This is a genomic window from Brevibacterium sanguinis (assembly GCF_039528855.1).
Classification (GTDB): domain Bacteria; phylum Actinomycetota; class Actinomycetes; order Actinomycetales; family Brevibacteriaceae; genus Brevibacterium; species Brevibacterium sanguinis.
The window spans coordinates 142,564-158,898 of sequence record NZ_BAAAMB010000001.1; the positions used below are offsets into that span (position 1 = coordinate 142,564).

A 16,335-nucleotide genomic window follows, 5' to 3' on the forward strand; every position below is an offset into this window, starting at 1 on the left:
CTTTCGTAACCTTCGACTGTCGACATCGTCACCCTCCGCGGATGCACCCTCGACAAGAGCCGATATCAGGGCGACCCGTACTGGCGGGCGGAACTGCTGCGGGACAACGAGTGAGGTTCTCGTGCCCACAATTTGCCCACAGTTGCCCACATATACGCCGTGGTGCGTAGTGGTTCATGGGGGTGCCAACGGCGAGAACTCAACGATCCGAGCCCTGCCCTGCGCGCCCACCCCGGCTCAAGTCCCGCTAATTGGTCAAGTCGCATCAAGTAGCGGGACTTGAGGAGGTTCATGAATGCAGATAAGCAGCACCTTCGACCCATTCGAGGTCGCGAGTTTCACCTGGCTCAAGTGGGGGCCGTGAATCATACCTCGCGATTAGCACACTATCCTTTTTCGTGCCCGAACAGACCATTGCAAAGATTTCGATGAGGCGCGGAGGTGGAATCTGATCTCGCTTGGCCCAGCTCAACGTTTCATCAAGAGTGGCCTCGGAGGATTCAAAAACAGCGACGGAGGTGAGGTCTTGCAAGTCATCATCTTGGCCGTGCCAGAACGCCACTCGAAAAGCGTCAACCTCTCCCTCGCGCCGTACATCGCGCTCGTCGATCAATTGAAAGCCGTGATTTTCCATCAATAATCGCCTCAGCTAAGCGGAGTCATATTGACTGCCGAACCAATTTTCCAGGAATCAAATCTTCCTCCAGATGCTCTTCGATTGAGAAGCTGTTCGCTTTCCCGACAAAGAGGCGTGGCTTGTGATGATCCAGGTACTAGTGGCATTCCAAAATCCCGTGCCCCGTCCGCCATTCGAGCCAACAACTGGAGTGTAGTATGGTGTAGAATACCGTCCGGTGTTAGCCGTGACGGTAATCCGTGCATCACTGTATGCTCTGCTCTGAGCTTTTCCTGGCCTCGAGCTCGAGCTGGCAGCGGGATACAAGCTTAAAAGCCCCTTGACACGCAAACTGACTTTGGTGTTCACTCCCTTTGACTCGCACTTGTAACGAGTCTTGTAAATTGCTCCGCCAGCGCCCGAAGAATAATGCGGGTTGTCAACTCTTGCAGTGCACTTGACATAACGGGCATTTTGCTCTTCGGCTGACTCTGCGCTTCTGGCTGCGACTTGGCCGCCGATCATCACAGTCGTCTCGACGTAGTCACGAGAATCATTCGCTTGTCTTAGGAGTTCTTCTTCCGACATGTTCAATGCGCTGGTCTCGACTCTTTCGGCCCAAGCTTCGTATTGCTGCATGGAGGACGTGCTGATTTGCGCGTCCTCATCTTCTTCTGCGGCGACTGGTGAAGTCATGCCAGCGACTAGGAGCAAAGAAGCGCTGATGGCCAGGACTGTCTTGAATAGTTTCACTGCATTTCCCGTTCTTATAGGCCCTCCTCGGAAGCGACAGTGCGACCGAGCGTCGGAGTTGGGTGAGCCGATACTAAGCAGCAGAAATCTCTCCTTGGTCGGAGAATGTGGGCCGGAGTCCATACTGTGGCCAAAATGAGATGTTCGACGACGTTCGGGGAGATTGCCTCCGTCAGGTGATTGAGCTTGCAACACCGATCAACGCACGCTTGGATGTGTGAAGCTGCTGAGACGTGTCCAGGCCATGCTGAATTAGTGACAGCTAGAAGGTTCGTGTCCGTGCCGTGGTCCAAGGTTGCAGGGTCCGCATAGAAGAAGAACCAGGAGGATCCAATTGACCACCTACGACGAAGCAATCCAGCACGCCGGTCGTGTCCTGGCAGAGGGGTTCCGCCGCCTTCAGGAAGGCACACCCCGCGAAGCCGCGGAACGCGCCTACACCCCGGGAGGGCCGAGCGTTGAACAACTCGAAGCTCGGATTGTCTCCTGGCGCCGCGTAATCAGTGTTAAGGAAAGACGGGTGAGCAAGCAAGTGAGGAGGCTACTTTCCGATGACGAGGTGGCCGAGCAGATTGGTTGCTCGAAATCTAGGCTTCAGGCGGATCGTGCCCTTGACCGCGGAGATGGCGGTGATCGTGTCCCCAAGTGGATTCAAGCTGGCGACTCATGGCGTCCGCGAACGCGAGGTACAAGGCAGTCTGCGGTCAACGAGTGGCTCGACCGACATGAAGAAGGTCGGATTTCGGGCAATGAAGGGACGCCAAGTTGATTAATCTCGAACGTTTGCTCACTGCGAAACAGGTGGCAGAAATACTGAATTGTTCGGTACAGCATGTCTACCGACTTCGTGGGCGGGGCGATCTCCCTGCCATAGCTGTAGGAGGCATGTATCGATACTCACCGGAGGAACTTCGCCGGTATATCGATCGGTAGAACTCCTTGGGTCGCCAGTCTTCGCAGAGGGACGTTGGTCTGAGCGAGGTTACGACACGGTTACGACACGGAATCGCGCTCGATTCGTCGCCGCAGGGCCATCTGGGGGGCTTCCTCGCAAGTCCTGAAACCATGCATAATTGCAGGTCACACGGCGACCGATGCAAACCAAAGAGAACCATGAGGGACAGTCTGCCCTATAAAGCGAAGGTCGTCAGTTCGAGTCTGACAGGGGGCTCATTCATCAGGGGCGGCACTCGGGGAATCGGGTGCCGCCCCTGAGCGCTCTCCGCCCTTCAGTGTTCGCGCGATCGCGCCCTCACCCGCCCATCGACGAGCGCGCGGTGCGGCGGTCGTCCCGGCTCGCTCGACGCTCTCGGCCGGCGGCGCGACCGGGCAGCCCGATCCGCTGGGCCCACACGAGCACCCAGAGCGCGCCGGCGATCGCGAAGACACCGGTGAACAGGACCCCGAAGCGCAGGGACGCGATCGCGATGACGAGCGAGATGAGCGTCGGCCCGGCGAGCTTGCCGCCGTTGGAGAAGATCGCCCAGATGCCGAGGAACCGTGCGCGCCCGACGGCGGGGGAGAGGTCCGCCCCGATCGTCATGTTCACCCCCGCTCCGAGGCCGTTGCCGACGGCCATGATGCCCACGGACACGATCATGCCGATGAGGCTCGGCGCGCAGACCATGACGATGAACCCGGAGCCGAAGATCGTCAGGCAGGCGACGAGTGTGGCGACCCGGCCCAGACGGTCCTTGATGTAGGCGCCGAGGAACATGAAGACGAGTTCGAGCCCGGCGCCGAACGCGATGAGCAGTGAGATCTCCGACTCATGCAGTCCGATCGTCACGCCCCACAGCTGGATGACGACCGGCTGAGCTGACCGGGCGATCGTCAGCGTCATGATCGAGATCCCGACGAGGATGACCGCGCCCCAGCGCACATCGAGCCGTGCCCGCCGAGGCGGGGCGGAGGGGACGCCGACTGCGAGGTCGTCGGAGGTCGGGGCCACCGCCTCGGCGGAGTTGGCCTCCTGGGCGACCGCCTCGGCGGTGTGTGCCTGCGCCTTCCCAGTGCTGCCGCCGCCCGTGCCGCCGACCCGCGCGCCCGGGTAGTCGGGGATGCGCGCGATCGGCAGCGCCATCACCCCGATCGCGGCGAGTCCCGCGATCCCGGCGAAGACGAACACCGACCACAGTGGGAAGACGAGCATGAGGCCGGCGCCGATGATCGGACCGAGGAGATTGCCCACCCGCATGCTCCCGCCGAGCGCCGTCATCGCCTTCGCGAGATCGGCGGCGGGCATCACCTCGGCGACGACGGCCTGCCGGGCCAGGTTCCACACATCGGAGACCGGGGCGAAGAGCATGAGCGCGACGGTGTAGACGACGAGCGAGGCCGGCGACTCCCAGACGAACGCGGCGACGATGGCCCCGAGGACGACGATCGCGGTGAGCGTGGCGACGACCATCGCACGGAAATCGCCGAGGCGGTCGATGAGCAGCCCCGCCGGCACCGTGGCGAGGAGCGAGACAGCCCCCATGACCCCGACGATCGCCGCCGCGAACGCCGCCGTCGCCCCCAGCGACAGGGCCCCGAGCACGAGGACCGGGAGGATCGACCCCAGCCCGACCGCGAAGAGCAGCGAGGGGATGAGGACCGGCCAGAGGATGGGTTTGAGCACGTCGTCAGTGTAGATCCGGTGTCCTCACCCCCGCCGAGGCGGTCGAGTGGTGGCCAGGTCTGCCGCGGCGGTGCGGTCCAGCCGGTCCCACCGGGGCAACCCCTGTTGCTGCGCAGTGGAGGCAACTCCCATTGAAATCTCGGACGGAAGTGAGAGCCTGGTCACATGACACGCACTGATCTGCCATCGCTGTCCACCGTCGTCCCGCCCTACCTCCTCAACGCCATCGCCGAGAACGGCGCGACGAAATTCCCCAAGGCCGCCGTCGCCGCCCGCTCCTTCCTCGCCCAGGACCAGCGGGTCCGTGAGCTCCGCGCCCAAGGGCTGCGCACATCCTCAGACGGTGCCACTGCGCGGACCGTCAGCGCCGACCAGCAGGCCGCCGGGTCGGGACCGAACCGCCAGGTCCACGACGCCCAGAACAAGGAGGACCTCCCCGGTGTCCTCGCCCGTGCCGAAGGGGACGCTCCCGTCGCCGACGAGGCGGTCAACGAAGCCTACGACGGCCTCGGCGATTCCTACGTCCTCTTCTCCGAGGCCTTCGGCCGGGACTCCCTCGATGACAACGGGATGCCGCTCATCGCCAGCGTCCACTACGGTCAGGACTACGACAACGCCTTCTGGGACGGCCGCCTCCTCGTCTTCGGCGACGGTGACGGCGAAGTGTTCACGAGCTTCACCGGGTCCCTGTCGATCATCGGCCACGAACTCAGCCACGGCGTCATCACGAACACCGCCGACCTCGAGTACTTCGACCAGCCCGGCGCCCTCAACGAGCACATCGCCGACGTCTTCGGTGCGCTGACGGAGCAGCACGCGGCCGGGCAGTCCGCGCAGGACGCGACGTGGCTCATCGGCGCGGGCATCTTCACCGAGGCGGTCACCGGCAAGGCCCTGCGCTCGATGCTCGAACCCGGCACCGCCTACGACGACGACGTCCTCGGCAAGGACCCGCAGCCGGCGCACATGGACGACTTCGTCACCACCGAGTCCGACAACGGCGGCGTCCACCTCAACTCCGGGATCCCCAACCGCGCGTTCGCGGTCGCGGCGACGAGCCTCGGCGGGCCGGCGTGGGAGACCGTCGGTCCCGTCTGGTACGCCGTGCTCACCGGTCCCGACATCACGACGAAGACGGATTTCGCCGAGTTCGCAGCGCTCACCGTCGCCGAGGCTGCCGAGCAGTTCGGTGAGGGCTCCGACGTCCACGACGCCGTCATCGAGGGCTGGACGACCGTCGGCGTCGACACCGGAGCCTCCCAGCGGGGCAACCGCGGGAGCAGCTGGTGAACGCCGAGGCGGCTGCCGGCGGGGCAGCGGGCGACGGTGGTTCGGCTCCGGGCGGTGGCTCAGCACAGGGCGGTGGTGCCGACAAGCGCGGCTTCGGCCACGTCCTCGTCGAACGCAGCGGCGGGATCGGCGGCTTCCTCCTCGTCTGGGATCTCAACATCGATGCCACCGCACAGCCGGAGCAGCTCGGCGAACGGGTCGCCGACCTGCCCTGGCCGCACCGGGACGACGGCGGTGACTCGGGAAGCGGGGGCAGTGCCGGCGCCCAAGGCAGTGCCGCCGGCGGGCAGGCCGCACCCGGGCCCTCGTCGGCCGACCGGTACGTCTACCTCATCGAGAGCCGCTTCGGCTACGCCCGATTTGGGGAGAAGGAGCTGACGGGGGAGTGGAAGGACCTCGTCGACCACGTCCGCGACGTCGCCGAACCCGAACGCCGCCCGCCCGGCGGGAAGTGACCGGACACCTGGACCCAGGGGACGCACCGCCCACCTCGGCGAGGGATGGACACCCACCCGATGCAGGGCCGACGCCCGCCCATGACATGCTGGTGGGATGACACACGACACGTCGACGGCTGAGAAGAACGAGCGCGCGCTCGAGGACGAGATCCACACCGACCTGCGGGAGCAGATGACGTACGGGTCGTACCTCGACCTCGACGATCTGCTCAGCGCTCAGCACCCCGTGAGCAGCCCCGAGCACCACGACGAACTGCTCTTCATCATCCAGCACCAGACGACCGAGCTGTGGTTCAAGCTCGTCATCCACGAACTCCTCGATGCCCGGCGGCTCATCGCCTCCGACCAGCTGCAGCTCGCGCTCAAACGCATCGCCCGGGTCAAGCACATCCAGAAGACGCTCACCGAGCAGTGGTCGGTGCTCGCGACCCTGACGCCGAGCGAGTACGTCGGATTCCGCGACGAGCTCGGCCAGTCCTCGGGCTTCCAGTCCTGGCAGTATCGCGCCGTGGAGTTCCTCCTGGGCAACAAGAACAAGGGCATGCTCAAGGTCTTCGACGCAGAACCCGAGGCCCAGGCCGTGCTGCGGCAGTACCTCGAGGAGCCGAGCGTCTACGACGAGTTCCTCCGCTTCCTCGCCCGCCGCGGACTCCCGGTCCCGCAGCGGGTGCTCGACCGCGACGTGTCGGTCGCGCACACCTTCGACGAAGAGCTGCTCGAGACCTTCCGCATCATCTACGAGAACCCGGAGGAGTACTGGCTCGAATACGAGAGCTGCGAGGAGCTCGTCGACCTCGAGGAGAACTTCCAGTTCTGGCGCTACCGCCACATGCGCACGGTGCTGCGCATCATCGGCATGAAGCGCGGCACCGGGGGCTCGAGCGGCGTCGGCTTCCTCCAGAAGGCCCTCGACCTCACGTTCTTCCCCGAGCTCTTCGACATCCGCACCGGCATCGAGAACGGCCCGGGCACGCAGACGGCTCCGAAGCACTGAGCTGCATTCCGGGCGCTCGGCACCCCTGCGCCGCGGAGGACAGCCCTACCGTGCTCAGCGCCCGGACGGTGGCTGGTGTGAACGGGGAGACCCGGACGGCGGCTGCTCAGCGGTCGGCGAGGAGGAGCTCGATCACCTGCGGGAAGTACGACGACTCGGGGTCGACGAGGTCCATGTGATCGGCGCCGGGCAGAATCGTCAGCGGCGCCGGATAGTTCTCGGAGAACGACACAGCGACGATCCCGTCGGCGTCACCGTGGATGATGTGCGCATTGGCGCGGGCCGGAATGAGCACCGCCCGGGACCGCGGATCCTGCCACAGGTAGGCCGCGAGATCCTCCTGGGGATGCGCCCCCATGTAGTCGAGCACCGCGCCGTCGGCGAGCCCGTCGTTGACCTCCCGGAGCAGATCCGAGATCGGCGCGAGCGGACGCAGACGGAACTCCGCGCCGTCCTCGCCGAGGTGGCTCGCCCAGCTGAGCACCAGACAGCCGCCCGCCGAATGACCGGCGACGACGGGCCGCTCGCGCGCCGCAGCGGGCACGCCCCACGCCGCGAACGCGTCCTGGGCGAACCGAATCGCGGCGGTGACGTCGGTGAGGCAGCGCGGCTGCCCGCCGATGCGCCCGTACTCGACGAGCACGCAGAGCAGACCGCGACCGGCCAGGTCCTGGGCGAGCGGTCGCGCATGGACGAAGTCGATGTCGGGACGGAAGTAGCCGCCGTGGACGAAGATCACCACCGCCGAGGCGGTCGCCGGGTCCCCGTGGACCTCGACGAACTGGTCGGCATCGTCCCCATAGGCGTGGCGGACCACGTTCGGTGCGGTGCCGAGGGTCTGGCCGAGGGCATCGAGGGCGTCGCTGCGCTCATCCTCGGTGGGGCGGTGTGCCGGCGACCCCGGATTCGTCGATTCAGTCATTCCTGCCCTCACTCACTGCGTCATCGCTGATGATGCGTTCGACCTCGACGTCCCTGCCCTCGACGTGCTCCTCATCGACGACGATGCGCTTGACGGGCGAGAGATCGGGAACCTTGGGGGAGAGCTTGTCACCGGAGGACTCCCCGCGCAAGCGCCTGCCCACCCACGGGGCGAGGTGCTCGCGCGCCCACTTCGACTCCTCGACGACGACCTCGCGGGTCGTCCGCGGCGTCCGCGGCGGCATCCCGAACCCCGTCGTCGGCAGCGAATGCCCCGACTCGAGCGTCGCGAGCGCCTGCCGGGCGACGAGGTCGTGACCGGTCGGGGAGAGGTGGATCTTGTCCTCGGCCCACATGTCCTCGGCGTAGAGGGGACGCAGCCCCCACACGTCGACCATGTGGCAGCCGTGGCGCTGCGCGATCGTCCACAGGTGCGCGTTGTAGACGCCGACGCGGGGGCGGACCGCCCGCAGCAGGGGCGACATCGTCTCGGTGTCGAAGCCGTTGGCCATGACGACCTCGATGCCCTCCTCGCGCATCGCGATGACGGCGCGCTCGAACTGGTTGGCGAGACCGTCGATGTCGGTGCGCGGGCGCAGGCAGTCGTTGCCGCCGGCGCAGAAGCTCACGAGGTCCGGTTTGAGGTCGAGGACCTTCGGCACCTGCTCGTCGATGACGCCCTGGAGCAGGCGGCCGCGGATCGCGAAGTTCGCGTAGAGGAGCTCGGGCCCGGCAGCCGGCGAGTCGACGAGGAGCTCGGCGAGGCGGTCCGTCCAGCCGCGGAAGCGATCGGGGGTGCCGTCGGGGTCGGGGTCCATGAGGCCCTCGCTGAAGGAGTCGCCGATCGCGACGTAGGAAGTGATGGTCTCGAGCATCGCCCTCTCCTTGACTCATTGATCCGCTGCGTCCAACCTATACCCATGATCAGGCCAGGTGTACCCGTGAGTAGCCGCGGAGTCTGAGCGGTGACGACACGGTGACTGTGCCGCCTCGGCACGTCGTCTGTGCCGGCGGCCCACGCCCGCGCAGAGGTCGCCGCGCACTCCGATCGACGGCATGGTCCAGGCGGTGTGCGGACCCCCTCGTGGCGTAGACTCGTCCCGTCGCGAACCACCGCCGTCGAAGGAGCACGATGTATCGTTCGGTCCCCGTTCCCCCTCGCCACGATGTCGCCATCACCGGTGCCCGCATCCTGCCGATCGCGAACGCCGACGGCACCCGGGCCGAACCGATCGAGACCGGCACGATCGTCCTCTCCGACGGCGTCATCACCGCCGTCGGCGCCGATGTCGAGGTCCCCGAGGGTGCTGAGGTCATCGAGGCCGCCGGCCGCTGGGTGCTGCCGGGCTTCATCGAAGCCCACGGCCACCTCGGCGTGCATGAGGACGGCGAGGGCTGGTCCGGTGACGACACGAACGAGATGACCGACCCCAACGGCGCCGGGCTGCGGGCGCTCGACGGCATCGACCCCGCCGACCTCGGCTTCAAGGACGCGCTGCGCGGAGGGGTCACCTCGGCGCTCATCAAACCCGGATCGGGCAACCCGATCGGCGGGCGCACCGCCTTCGTCAAGACCTGGGGACGGATCGTCGACGAGATGCTCGTGACCGAGGACCTCTCGGTGAAGTCCGCGCTCGGGGAGAACCCGAAGCGGGTCTACGGAGACAAGAAGGTCACCCCGTCGACGCGGATGGGCACCGCGAAGATCATCCGCGACGCCTTCGTCGACGCGCAGAACTACCAGGCCAAACGCGCCCATGCCGAAGCCGAGGGCACCCCGTTCGAACGCGACCTCGTCAGCGAGACCCTCGCCGCGGTCCTCGACGGCACCCTCGCCTGGGACCAGCACTGCCACCGCGCCGACGACATCGCCACCGCGATCCGACTGTCCGAGGAATTCGGGTACCGGCTCGTCATCAACCACGGCACCGAGGGCCACAAGATCGCCGACTACATCGCCGAGAAGGGCATCGACGTCATCCTCGGACCCCTGATGACGAGCCGGTCGAAGGTCGAGCTGCGCGACCGGACGCTTGCCACCGCGGCGGCGCTCGCCGAGGCGGGGGTGCGCATCGCGCTGACGACCGACCATCCGGTCATCCCCATCAACTTCCTCATCCACGAGGCCTCGCTCGCCGTCAAGGAGGGCCTCGACCCCGTCGTCGCCCTCGAGGCGCTGACGATCAACCCGGCCGCGATCTTCGGCCTCGACGACCGCCTCGGCTCGCTGGCTCCCGGCCGGGACGCCGACCTCGTCCTGTGGTCCGGTGATCCCCTCGACCTCGATTCGCGGGCCGAGCAGGTCTTCGTCGACGGTCGCCGGGTCTACGCATTCGACGCCGACACCGGCACCGCCGAGGTCGCCGACCCCTTCGGCCCGACTCTCATCAGCGAGCCGTGACGCAGAGGCCCCCTGACCGCACCGGGAACGGAGCCGACGAGGCGACTCCGGTCGACGCGAACGAGGCCACGACCGCCGAGGTGTCCGTCGAGGCGACGACGACGGCCACCGAGGTCACCGCCTACGAGGTCATCGTCGAATCCGCCGCGGCCGCCGCCGAGGCCGAGGACGCGACGACCGCGGACATCCCCCTCGACCGGGGGCAGGGCGCCGAGGTGGTCCGCGACCAGGAGCAGGCGACGGGACCGGTGAGGAACCGGGAGCAGACCCAAACCGGGTCGACGGCGCTGCGCGAACTCCTCGAACGCACCCGCGCACAGCGTCTGGCCGAACTCCAGAGCACCGGTGCACCCAAGCCGCGCGGACCGAAACCCGGAAAGCCGCGCACCGACACGACCCTCGGCGCCTCCCAGCGGGTCGCCCAGCGGGTGGCCCGGCGCACCGTCGGCCGGCTCGTCACCGGCACCTCGGTCAACACCCAGCCGGTGCCGATCATCACCGCCCTCAAGGGCACCCCGTACCAGGCGCCCGTGCAGGCGAGCGAACCGAGCGAGGACGAGGCGCGGATGATCCTCGACCTCGCCGCCGACATCGCCGCGATCATGATGCGCGCCGGCGCCGGCACGAACGACATCGAGGTCTCCGTCATCGCCGCCTGCACGGCGTGCGGACTCGCGACCGCGGAGATCGACCTCACCTCGAACACCCTCGTCGTCCACTATTCGACCTCCGACGGGCGCCTGATGACGGTGATGCGGGTCAACCGCGGCGAGTCGACGCACTACGCGAAGCTCGCCTCCGTCCACAAGCTCGTCTCCGACCTCGTCGACGGCCGCATCGGCTTCATGGAGGCCCGCAGCCGCCTCGACGCGATCCGCTCCCAGCGGCGGCCGTTCAAGGAATGGTTCGTCACCGGGGCCTGGGGGATGATGGTCGGCAGCCTCGTCCTCCTCCTCGGCGGGGGTGCGATCGCGATCGTCCTCGGCATCGCGATGGCCGTCTTCATCTTCGAACTCGGCAAGCTCATCGGCCGCACGAGCCTGCCGTCGTTCTTCATCACCGCGCTGCAGGCGGCGATCGGCACCCTTGTGGCGATGGCGGCGGGGAACTTCGGACTCATCGACTCCCCGCAGTACCTCGTCGCCGCCGCGATCGTCCTCCTCCTGCCCACCCAGGCCCTCTACTCCGCAGTCCAGGACGCCCTGACGAACTTCCCGCTCACCGCCGCCGGGCGCCTGGTCGGGGTGTTCATCTCCTTCGCCGGCATCGTGTCGGGACTGGCGTTCGGGGTCGTGTGCGGGCAGGCGCTGGGCATGCAGCCGATCGAGATCCTCGTGCCCCGCTCCGGGGTCCACGTCGTCGCCGTCATCGTCTCCCTCGGCGCCGCCGCGATCGTCGCGATGGCCGGTGCCGTGGGCATGCAGGCCTCCCGCCGGTTCATCCTGCCCGCCGCGTTCGTCGGCCTCGCCTCGTTCATCACGATGACCTCGCTGACGCTGCTCGGCCTCGACAACGTGCTCGCGAGTCTCCTGTCGGCGACCGTCGCCGGGTTCCTCGCCCGGCCGCTCGCACTGCGGCTCGGGGCGCCGGCGATCGTGCTGACGATTCCCGCGATCTACACCCTGCTCCAGGGGCTCTCGATCTTCACCGCGGTCTACCGCATCGTCGCGGAGACGGAGACGACCTCCTTCGCCGTCGGTCTCTCAGCCCTGTTCACCGCGATCCTCGCCAACGCCGCGCTCGCCGTCGGCGCCGTCCTCGGCAGCTACCTCGCCCGGCCGCTCAAGGGCCGCAAGGCGGAGAAGGTCGCCGATTCGGTGCGCGCTGGGGACACGCCGACCGGCACGGACACCGGCCCGGCGCAGGGCTGAGCCCAGCCGCCGCGTCACGCCTGTTCGGGCAATGCCCGGCGGACTTCGTGTCACGCCGGCCGCGCCTCACGCCTGTGCGGGCAGTCGCCAGTCGATGGGGTCGAGGCCCTTCTGCGCGAGCAGGTCGTTCGTCCGGGAGAACGGCCGGGATCCGAAGAACCCTCGCGAGGCCGACAGCGGTGAGGGGTGCGCGGATTCGATGATCGCCACCTCGGCGGTGCCCGAGGTGAGCAGGGGAGCGAGGTTCCGGGCGTCACGACCCCAGAGGATCGCCACGAGCGGCTGGTCGCGAGCGACCAGCGCCCGGATCGCGCGTTCGGTGATCGCCTCCCAGCCCTTGCCGCGGTGGGAGGCCGGCTGACCGGGGCTGACGGTGAGGACGCGGTTGAGGAGCATGACGCCCTGCCGCGACCAGGCGCGCAGGTCCCCGTGGGCGGCCGGGGGCACGCCGAGGTCGTCCGCGAGCTCCTTGTAGATGTTCGTCAGGGACCGCGGCAGGGGCCTGACCTCGGGGTCGACGGAGAAGGAGAGCCCGATGGGATGGCCGGGAGTCGGGTAGGGGTCCTGCCCGACGATGAGGACCTTGACCTCGGACAGCGGTTCGGCGAATGCCCGGAACACCGCGTCACCGGCGGGCAGGTACGATCGGCCGGCGGCGATCTCGGCGCGGAGGAAGTCGCCCATCGCGTGGATCCCGGCCTCGGAGTCGGCGAGGGCGTCGGCCCAGTCGGGGGACATGATCGTGCTCAGCTGCGCTGTCGAGGTCATGTCCGCGAGTCTAGCGAGGACCGTCTCGGCGCCGGGAATCCCCGCCCCGTCGCTGGTCACGATGATCACGTCGCGCAGCCCGACCGCCCCCACCGCGCAGACCGGCTGTGCACCGCGCGCAGATCGGCTGTGCGCGATCGCGCAGACCCCAGCCGTTCAGCTCCGGCGGTGTCACAGCTATGCTCGAGACAGCGAGTTCATCGAAGAACCCCTGACTGGCGAGAGGACAGCGAAGTATGTCGGAATTCCCCGAGGCCAAGGCCTGGAAGATGCTCATCGGCGGAGAATGGGTCGACGCCCTCGACGGAGGCACGCACGACGTCATCACCCCCATCGACCGCAACGTCGTCATCGCCACGGTGCCCGAGGGCAAGGAGGCCGACGCCGACCGCGCCGTCAAGGCCGCACGCGCCGCGTTCCCCGGCTGGGCGGGACTGCCGTTCAAGGAGCGGCAGAAGCTGCTCATCAAGTGCGCCGACGCCCTCGAGGCCGGGTCGGAGGAGCTCGCCGAGCTCACCGCGCTCGACACCGGCAACGCGATCCGCACCCAGGCGCGCCCCGAGACCGTCATCCTCGCCGACCTCTTCCGCTACATGGGCGGCGTCGCCGGAGAGGTCAAGGGCACGACCCTGCCGGCCGGTGACAAGCAGTTCCAGTACACGAAGCGCGTGCCCCTCGGTGTCGTCGCCGGCATCCTGCCGTGGAACTCGCCGCTGATGATCGCGGCGTTCAAGACCCCGGCCGCGCTCGCCGCCGGCAACACGATCGTCCTCAAGTCCGCCGAGGACGCCCCGCTGACCATCCTCAAGATGGCCGAGCTCATCGCCGACATCCTCCCGCCCGGCGTCCTCAACGTCGTCACCGGCAAGGGCTCGGTCATCGGCGAGGCCCTCAACGTCCACCCCGACGTCGACAAGCTCTCCTTCACCGGGTCGACGAACGTCGGCCGCCACGTCGCCGAAGTCGCCGGCCACCGCCTCGCGCATTCGTCGATGGAGCTCGGCGGCAAGAGCCCGAACATCATCTTCCCCGACTCCGATGACGAAGACACGGTCGAGCAGGTCCTCCTCTCGACGCGCTTCGCCCGGCAGGGCCAGTCGTGCACGATGGGCTCGCGCCTCTTCCTCCACGAGGACATCTACGATTCGTTCCTCGAGAAGCTCGTCGCCGCGGTGGCGAAGATGAAGGTCGGCGACCCGCGCGACGAGGAGACGGACATCGGCGCGATCATCAACCAGAAGCAGTACGACCAGGTCGAGAACTACATCGAGATCGGCAAGGGCATGGACGGCGTCGAGGTCGCCTACGACGGCCACGGCGAGCTCAACGTCGGCGAACCCGGCTTCTACCATGCGCCGGTGATCTTCTCGAAGGCGCAGAACGACTGGCAGACGAGCCAGGAGGAGATCTTCGGTCCCGTCCTCTCCGTCATCCCGTGGAAGACCGTCGACGAGGTCATCTCGATGGCCAACACGAACGAGTACGGCCTCGCCGCCTACGTCTTCACGAAGGACCTCGATTCGGCGCTGACGATGGCCGACCGGATCGAGTCCGGCTGGATCCAGGTCAACCAGGGCGGCGGGCAGCTGGCCGGACAGTCCTACGGCGGCATGAAGAACTCGGGCTTCGGTCGTGAGGCCTCGCTCGAGGGCATGCTCGAGGGCTTCACGCAGATCAAGCAGGTCAACATCCGGATCCGCTGAGCGCCCAGAACCGGGTGCTCCGCCTCGGCCTGGTGCCAGCTCGGCTGCGCCGGTGACTGACGGAGGGCAGGGGAGTGATCCCCTGCCCTCCGTCGCGTCCGGGCGTGTCATTACCTCGCCGAGGCGACCGACCGATGTGATGTCCATGACCCTGAAGCGTCCGCCTCGGCGCTTGTCGGGGGCGGGCAGCGGACAGGGCAGACTGCCCCGTGATCGCGCATGAGCGCTGGTCGCGCGGTGCCCACGGTGGTGACAAGGCGGTGCGGCCGGCTCGCTGCGGCGCGGAGGCGGGCGTGCCGAGAATGACAGCCGTGTCATTCTCCCGATAGCATAAGCTCAAAGAAAACTCGTGAAGGAGCAGACCCCCTATGCCGCAGAACGATGGCGCCTCTGAACTGAGTGAGCTCGAGGTGTCCGTTTTGGAGTTCGAGCGGCGCTGGTGGAAGTACGGGGGAGCGAAGGACCACGCGATCCGCGAGCGCTTCGACATGTCCGCCACGAGCTACTTCCAGATTCTCAACTCCCTGCTCGACAATCCTGCGGCCCTCGCAAGCGACCCCATGCTCGTCAAGCGCCTGCGACGCATCCGCACCACGCGCCAGAGCGAACGCGCTCAGGCTCGCGTCTCGAGGTGACACATGGCTGACGACTACGACGACATCGAACCGGGCCGCCGCAGCGGAGCTCATCGCCAGGAGGCGGCCGCTTCGTCGAACGTCGGCGCGATAGTGCTCGTCATCGTTCTCGCCCTCGTGGCCGTGCTGCTCGTCGTCGCGGCCATCAACATCATCACCTCGTCGATGCGCAATCCCGAGTCGAACGTCGCCGAGCCCGCGCCGGAGACCTCGGCGCCGGCGACCCCGACGCCCTCGGAGAGCGAAGTCAGCGTCGCCGACTCCTCACTCACGGTCGACGTCCTCAACGGCTCCGGGGTCTCCGGCGTCGCGCGGGACTTCTCCTCGGTCGTCGAGGAGGAGGGCTGGACCGTCGGCCAGGTCGGCAACTACTCGACGGCCCGCAGCGACTCGGTCGTCTACTACCGCGACGACGCCGATGAGGCGCAGGCCCAGCTCGTCGCCGATGCCCTCGGCATCGAGGCCACCGAACAGTCGAACGACTTCACCGCCGACCTCACGGTGCTCATCTGCTCGGACATCGCCCAGCGCGGACCCGCCTCGAGCGGCGGCGAATCCGCCGGCACCGAGGAGTCGGGAGCCCAGGGCGGTGGAACGACGGCCGCTGACGGCGCTGGGACGACCGGTGGCGATTCGACGGACGGCAGCCTCGGCGAGGGCTGAGTACTGCGCGACTGACCAGGGTGAACGCCGCTGGAATTCAAATGTAACGAATTGATAACAGTGTTGAGCGAACCTGAGACGCGCACCACGCTGGGGTAGAGTTTTACCAGCTAGGCAAGCACTGCACCTTGTGTTCTGATCGTGCTTCACCGAGATCAATCTCCAGAGGTCAATGAGAGAAATCGCGGGGTCTGTTGAGGTTTACTAGCGTTCGCTCTTCGCCACTGAGCTGTGGGGTCGGGCGAATTTCAAATGACACTGCATTTTATGGAGAAGCAATGGCACAAGGCACCGTCAAGTGGTTCAACGCCGAAAAGGGCTACGGATTCATCACGCTCGAAGGCGATGGCCAGGACGTGTTCGTTCACTGGAGCGCGATCCAGATGGACGGCTACCGCTCGCTCGAAGAGGGCCAGCAGGTTGAGTTCGAGGTCGGAGAAGGACAGAAGGGTCCCCAGGCGGAATCCGTCACCCTCCTCTGATCGCCTCTGATCACATCCGAGTCGGGAGCCTGAGGCTGTCGCAGCATCGGGACGGCGGTCTGCGCTGATCGTCGATCCCCGAGCTGCTGCGGATCATTCGCTCCGACGTGGTTTGAACGTCGTCGACCGCCGAACGGTCGGCAACGAGAAGACGCCG

General features: G+C 67.1%; 16 protein-coding genes. 10 read left to right on the plus strand and 6 right to left on the minus strand.

Features of this window, described 5'->3' with window-relative positions:
- Positions 1 to 289 precede the first annotated feature (289 nt).
- Together ABD154_RS00665 and ABD154_RS00670 are read right to left on the minus strand one after the other, a co-directional pair.
- The gene (locus tag ABD154_RS00665) at positions 290 to 634 is read right to left on the minus strand and encodes a hypothetical protein (RefSeq protein ID WP_198499589.1); all 345 of its coding nucleotides are present in this window, start codon (positions 632 to 634) and stop codon (positions 290 to 292) included.
- A gap of 57 nt (positions 635 to 691) precedes the next feature.
- Positions 692 to 1,312, minus strand: coding sequence for a hypothetical protein (locus ABD154_RS00670; protein WP_198499588.1), 621 nt, complete (start codon positions 1,310 to 1,312; stop codon positions 692 to 694).
- 840 nt (positions 1,313 to 2,152) lie between these two features.
- On the opposite strand from ABD154_RS00670, the gene ABD154_RS00675 reads away from it, so the two are divergent.
- Positions 2,153 to 2,302: a helix-turn-helix domain-containing protein gene (locus tag ABD154_RS00675; RefSeq protein WP_198500775.1), complete on the plus strand. Its 150-nt coding sequence runs from the start codon at positions 2,153 to 2,155 to the stop codon at positions 2,300 to 2,302.
- Positions 2,303 to 2,621: 319 nt separating this feature from the next.
- Here the strand turns inward: ABD154_RS00675 and ABD154_RS00680 are convergent, their stop codons facing one another.
- Positions 2,622 to 3,992: an MFS transporter gene (locus ABD154_RS00680; RefSeq protein ID WP_198499587.1), complete on the minus strand. Its 1,371-nt coding sequence runs from the start codon at positions 3,990 to 3,992 to the stop codon at positions 2,622 to 2,624.
- Positions 3,993 to 4,157: 165 nt separating this feature from the next.
- On the opposite strand from ABD154_RS00680, the gene ABD154_RS00685 reads away from it, so the two are divergent.
- From ABD154_RS00685 to ABD154_RS00695, 3 genes are all read left to right on the plus strand, one after another.
- A complete protein-coding gene (locus tag ABD154_RS00685) occupies positions 4,158 to 5,282 on the plus strand; it encodes a M4 family metallopeptidase (RefSeq protein WP_198499586.1) in 1,125 nt (374 codons plus the stop codon).
- Entirely contained in the window at positions 5,279 to 5,737 is a 459-nt protein-coding gene (locus ABD154_RS00690; protein ID WP_198499585.1) for a hypothetical protein, read from the plus strand. Before ABD154_RS00685 ends, ABD154_RS00690 begins: the two co-directional genes overlap by 4 nt.
- Before the next feature lie 97 nt (positions 5,738 to 5,834).
- Positions 5,835 to 6,734 carry a tryptophan 2,3-dioxygenase gene (locus tag ABD154_RS00695; RefSeq protein ID WP_198499584.1) on the plus strand — a complete coding sequence of 300 codons (900 nt, stop codon included), beginning with the start codon at positions 5,835 to 5,837 and terminating at the stop codon, positions 6,732 to 6,734.
- A gap of 106 nt (positions 6,735 to 6,840) precedes the next feature.
- Here ABD154_RS00695 and ABD154_RS00700 read toward each other — a convergent pair whose 3' ends face one another.
- Both ABD154_RS00700 and ABD154_RS00705 read right to left on the minus strand, forming a co-directional pair.
- Positions 6,841 to 7,656 carry an alpha/beta hydrolase family protein gene (locus tag ABD154_RS00700; protein ID WP_198499583.1) on the minus strand — a complete coding sequence of 272 codons (816 nt, stop codon included), beginning with the start codon at positions 7,654 to 7,656 and terminating at the stop codon, positions 6,841 to 6,843.
- Positions 7,649 to 8,530: an SGNH/GDSL hydrolase family protein gene (locus ABD154_RS00705; protein ID WP_232623687.1), complete on the minus strand. Its 882-nt coding sequence runs from the start codon at positions 8,528 to 8,530 to the stop codon at positions 7,649 to 7,651. Before ABD154_RS00705 ends, ABD154_RS00700 begins: the two co-directional genes overlap by 8 nt.
- Before the next feature lie 257 nt (positions 8,531 to 8,787).
- On the opposite strand from ABD154_RS00705, the gene ABD154_RS00710 reads away from it, so the two are divergent.
- Together ABD154_RS00710 and ABD154_RS00715 are read left to right on the plus strand one after the other, a co-directional pair.
- Entirely contained in the window at positions 8,788 to 10,056 is a 1,269-nt protein-coding gene (locus ABD154_RS00710; RefSeq protein ID WP_198499582.1) for an amidohydrolase, read from the plus strand.
- Positions 10,053 to 11,927 (plus strand): threonine/serine exporter family protein, encoded by a 1,875-nt coding sequence (locus ABD154_RS00715; RefSeq protein ID WP_232623686.1) that lies wholly within the window; start codon positions 10,053 to 10,055, stop codon positions 11,925 to 11,927. The genes ABD154_RS00710 and ABD154_RS00715 overlap by 4 nt, the downstream gene beginning before the upstream one ends.
- 66 nt (positions 11,928 to 11,993) lie before the next feature.
- Here the strand turns inward: ABD154_RS00715 and ABD154_RS00720 are convergent, their stop codons facing one another.
- Positions 11,994 to 12,695 (minus strand): uracil-DNA glycosylase, encoded by a 702-nt coding sequence (locus tag ABD154_RS00720; protein WP_344249368.1) that lies wholly within the window; start codon positions 12,693 to 12,695, stop codon positions 11,994 to 11,996.
- Positions 12,696 to 12,931: 236 nt separating this feature from the next.
- Here ABD154_RS00720 and ABD154_RS00725 point away from each other — a divergent pair, with 236 nt between their 5' ends.
- The 4 genes from ABD154_RS00725 (at position 12,932) to ABD154_RS00740 (ending at position 16,178) form a co-directional block, all read left to right on the plus strand.
- Positions 12,932 to 14,398, plus strand: coding sequence for an aldehyde dehydrogenase family protein (locus tag ABD154_RS00725; RefSeq protein ID WP_198499580.1), 1,467 nt, complete (start codon positions 12,932 to 12,934; stop codon positions 14,396 to 14,398).
- Between the two features lie 368 nt (positions 14,399 to 14,766).
- A complete protein-coding gene (locus ABD154_RS00730) occupies positions 14,767 to 15,033 on the plus strand; it encodes a DUF3263 domain-containing protein (protein WP_137826675.1) in 267 nt (88 codons plus the stop codon).
- Positions 15,034 to 15,036: 3 nt separating this feature from the next.
- On the plus strand, positions 15,037 to 15,696 hold the full coding sequence (locus tag ABD154_RS00735) for a LytR C-terminal domain-containing protein (RefSeq protein ID WP_344249372.1): 660 nt from the start codon (positions 15,037 to 15,039) through the stop codon (positions 15,694 to 15,696).
- 278 nt (positions 15,697 to 15,974) lie between these two features.
- Complete coding sequence (locus ABD154_RS00740) at positions 15,975 to 16,178, plus strand: cold-shock protein (RefSeq protein ID WP_009376446.1); 204 nt, start codon at positions 15,975 to 15,977, stop codon at positions 16,176 to 16,178.
- Positions 16,179 to 16,335: the final 157 nt, after the last annotated feature.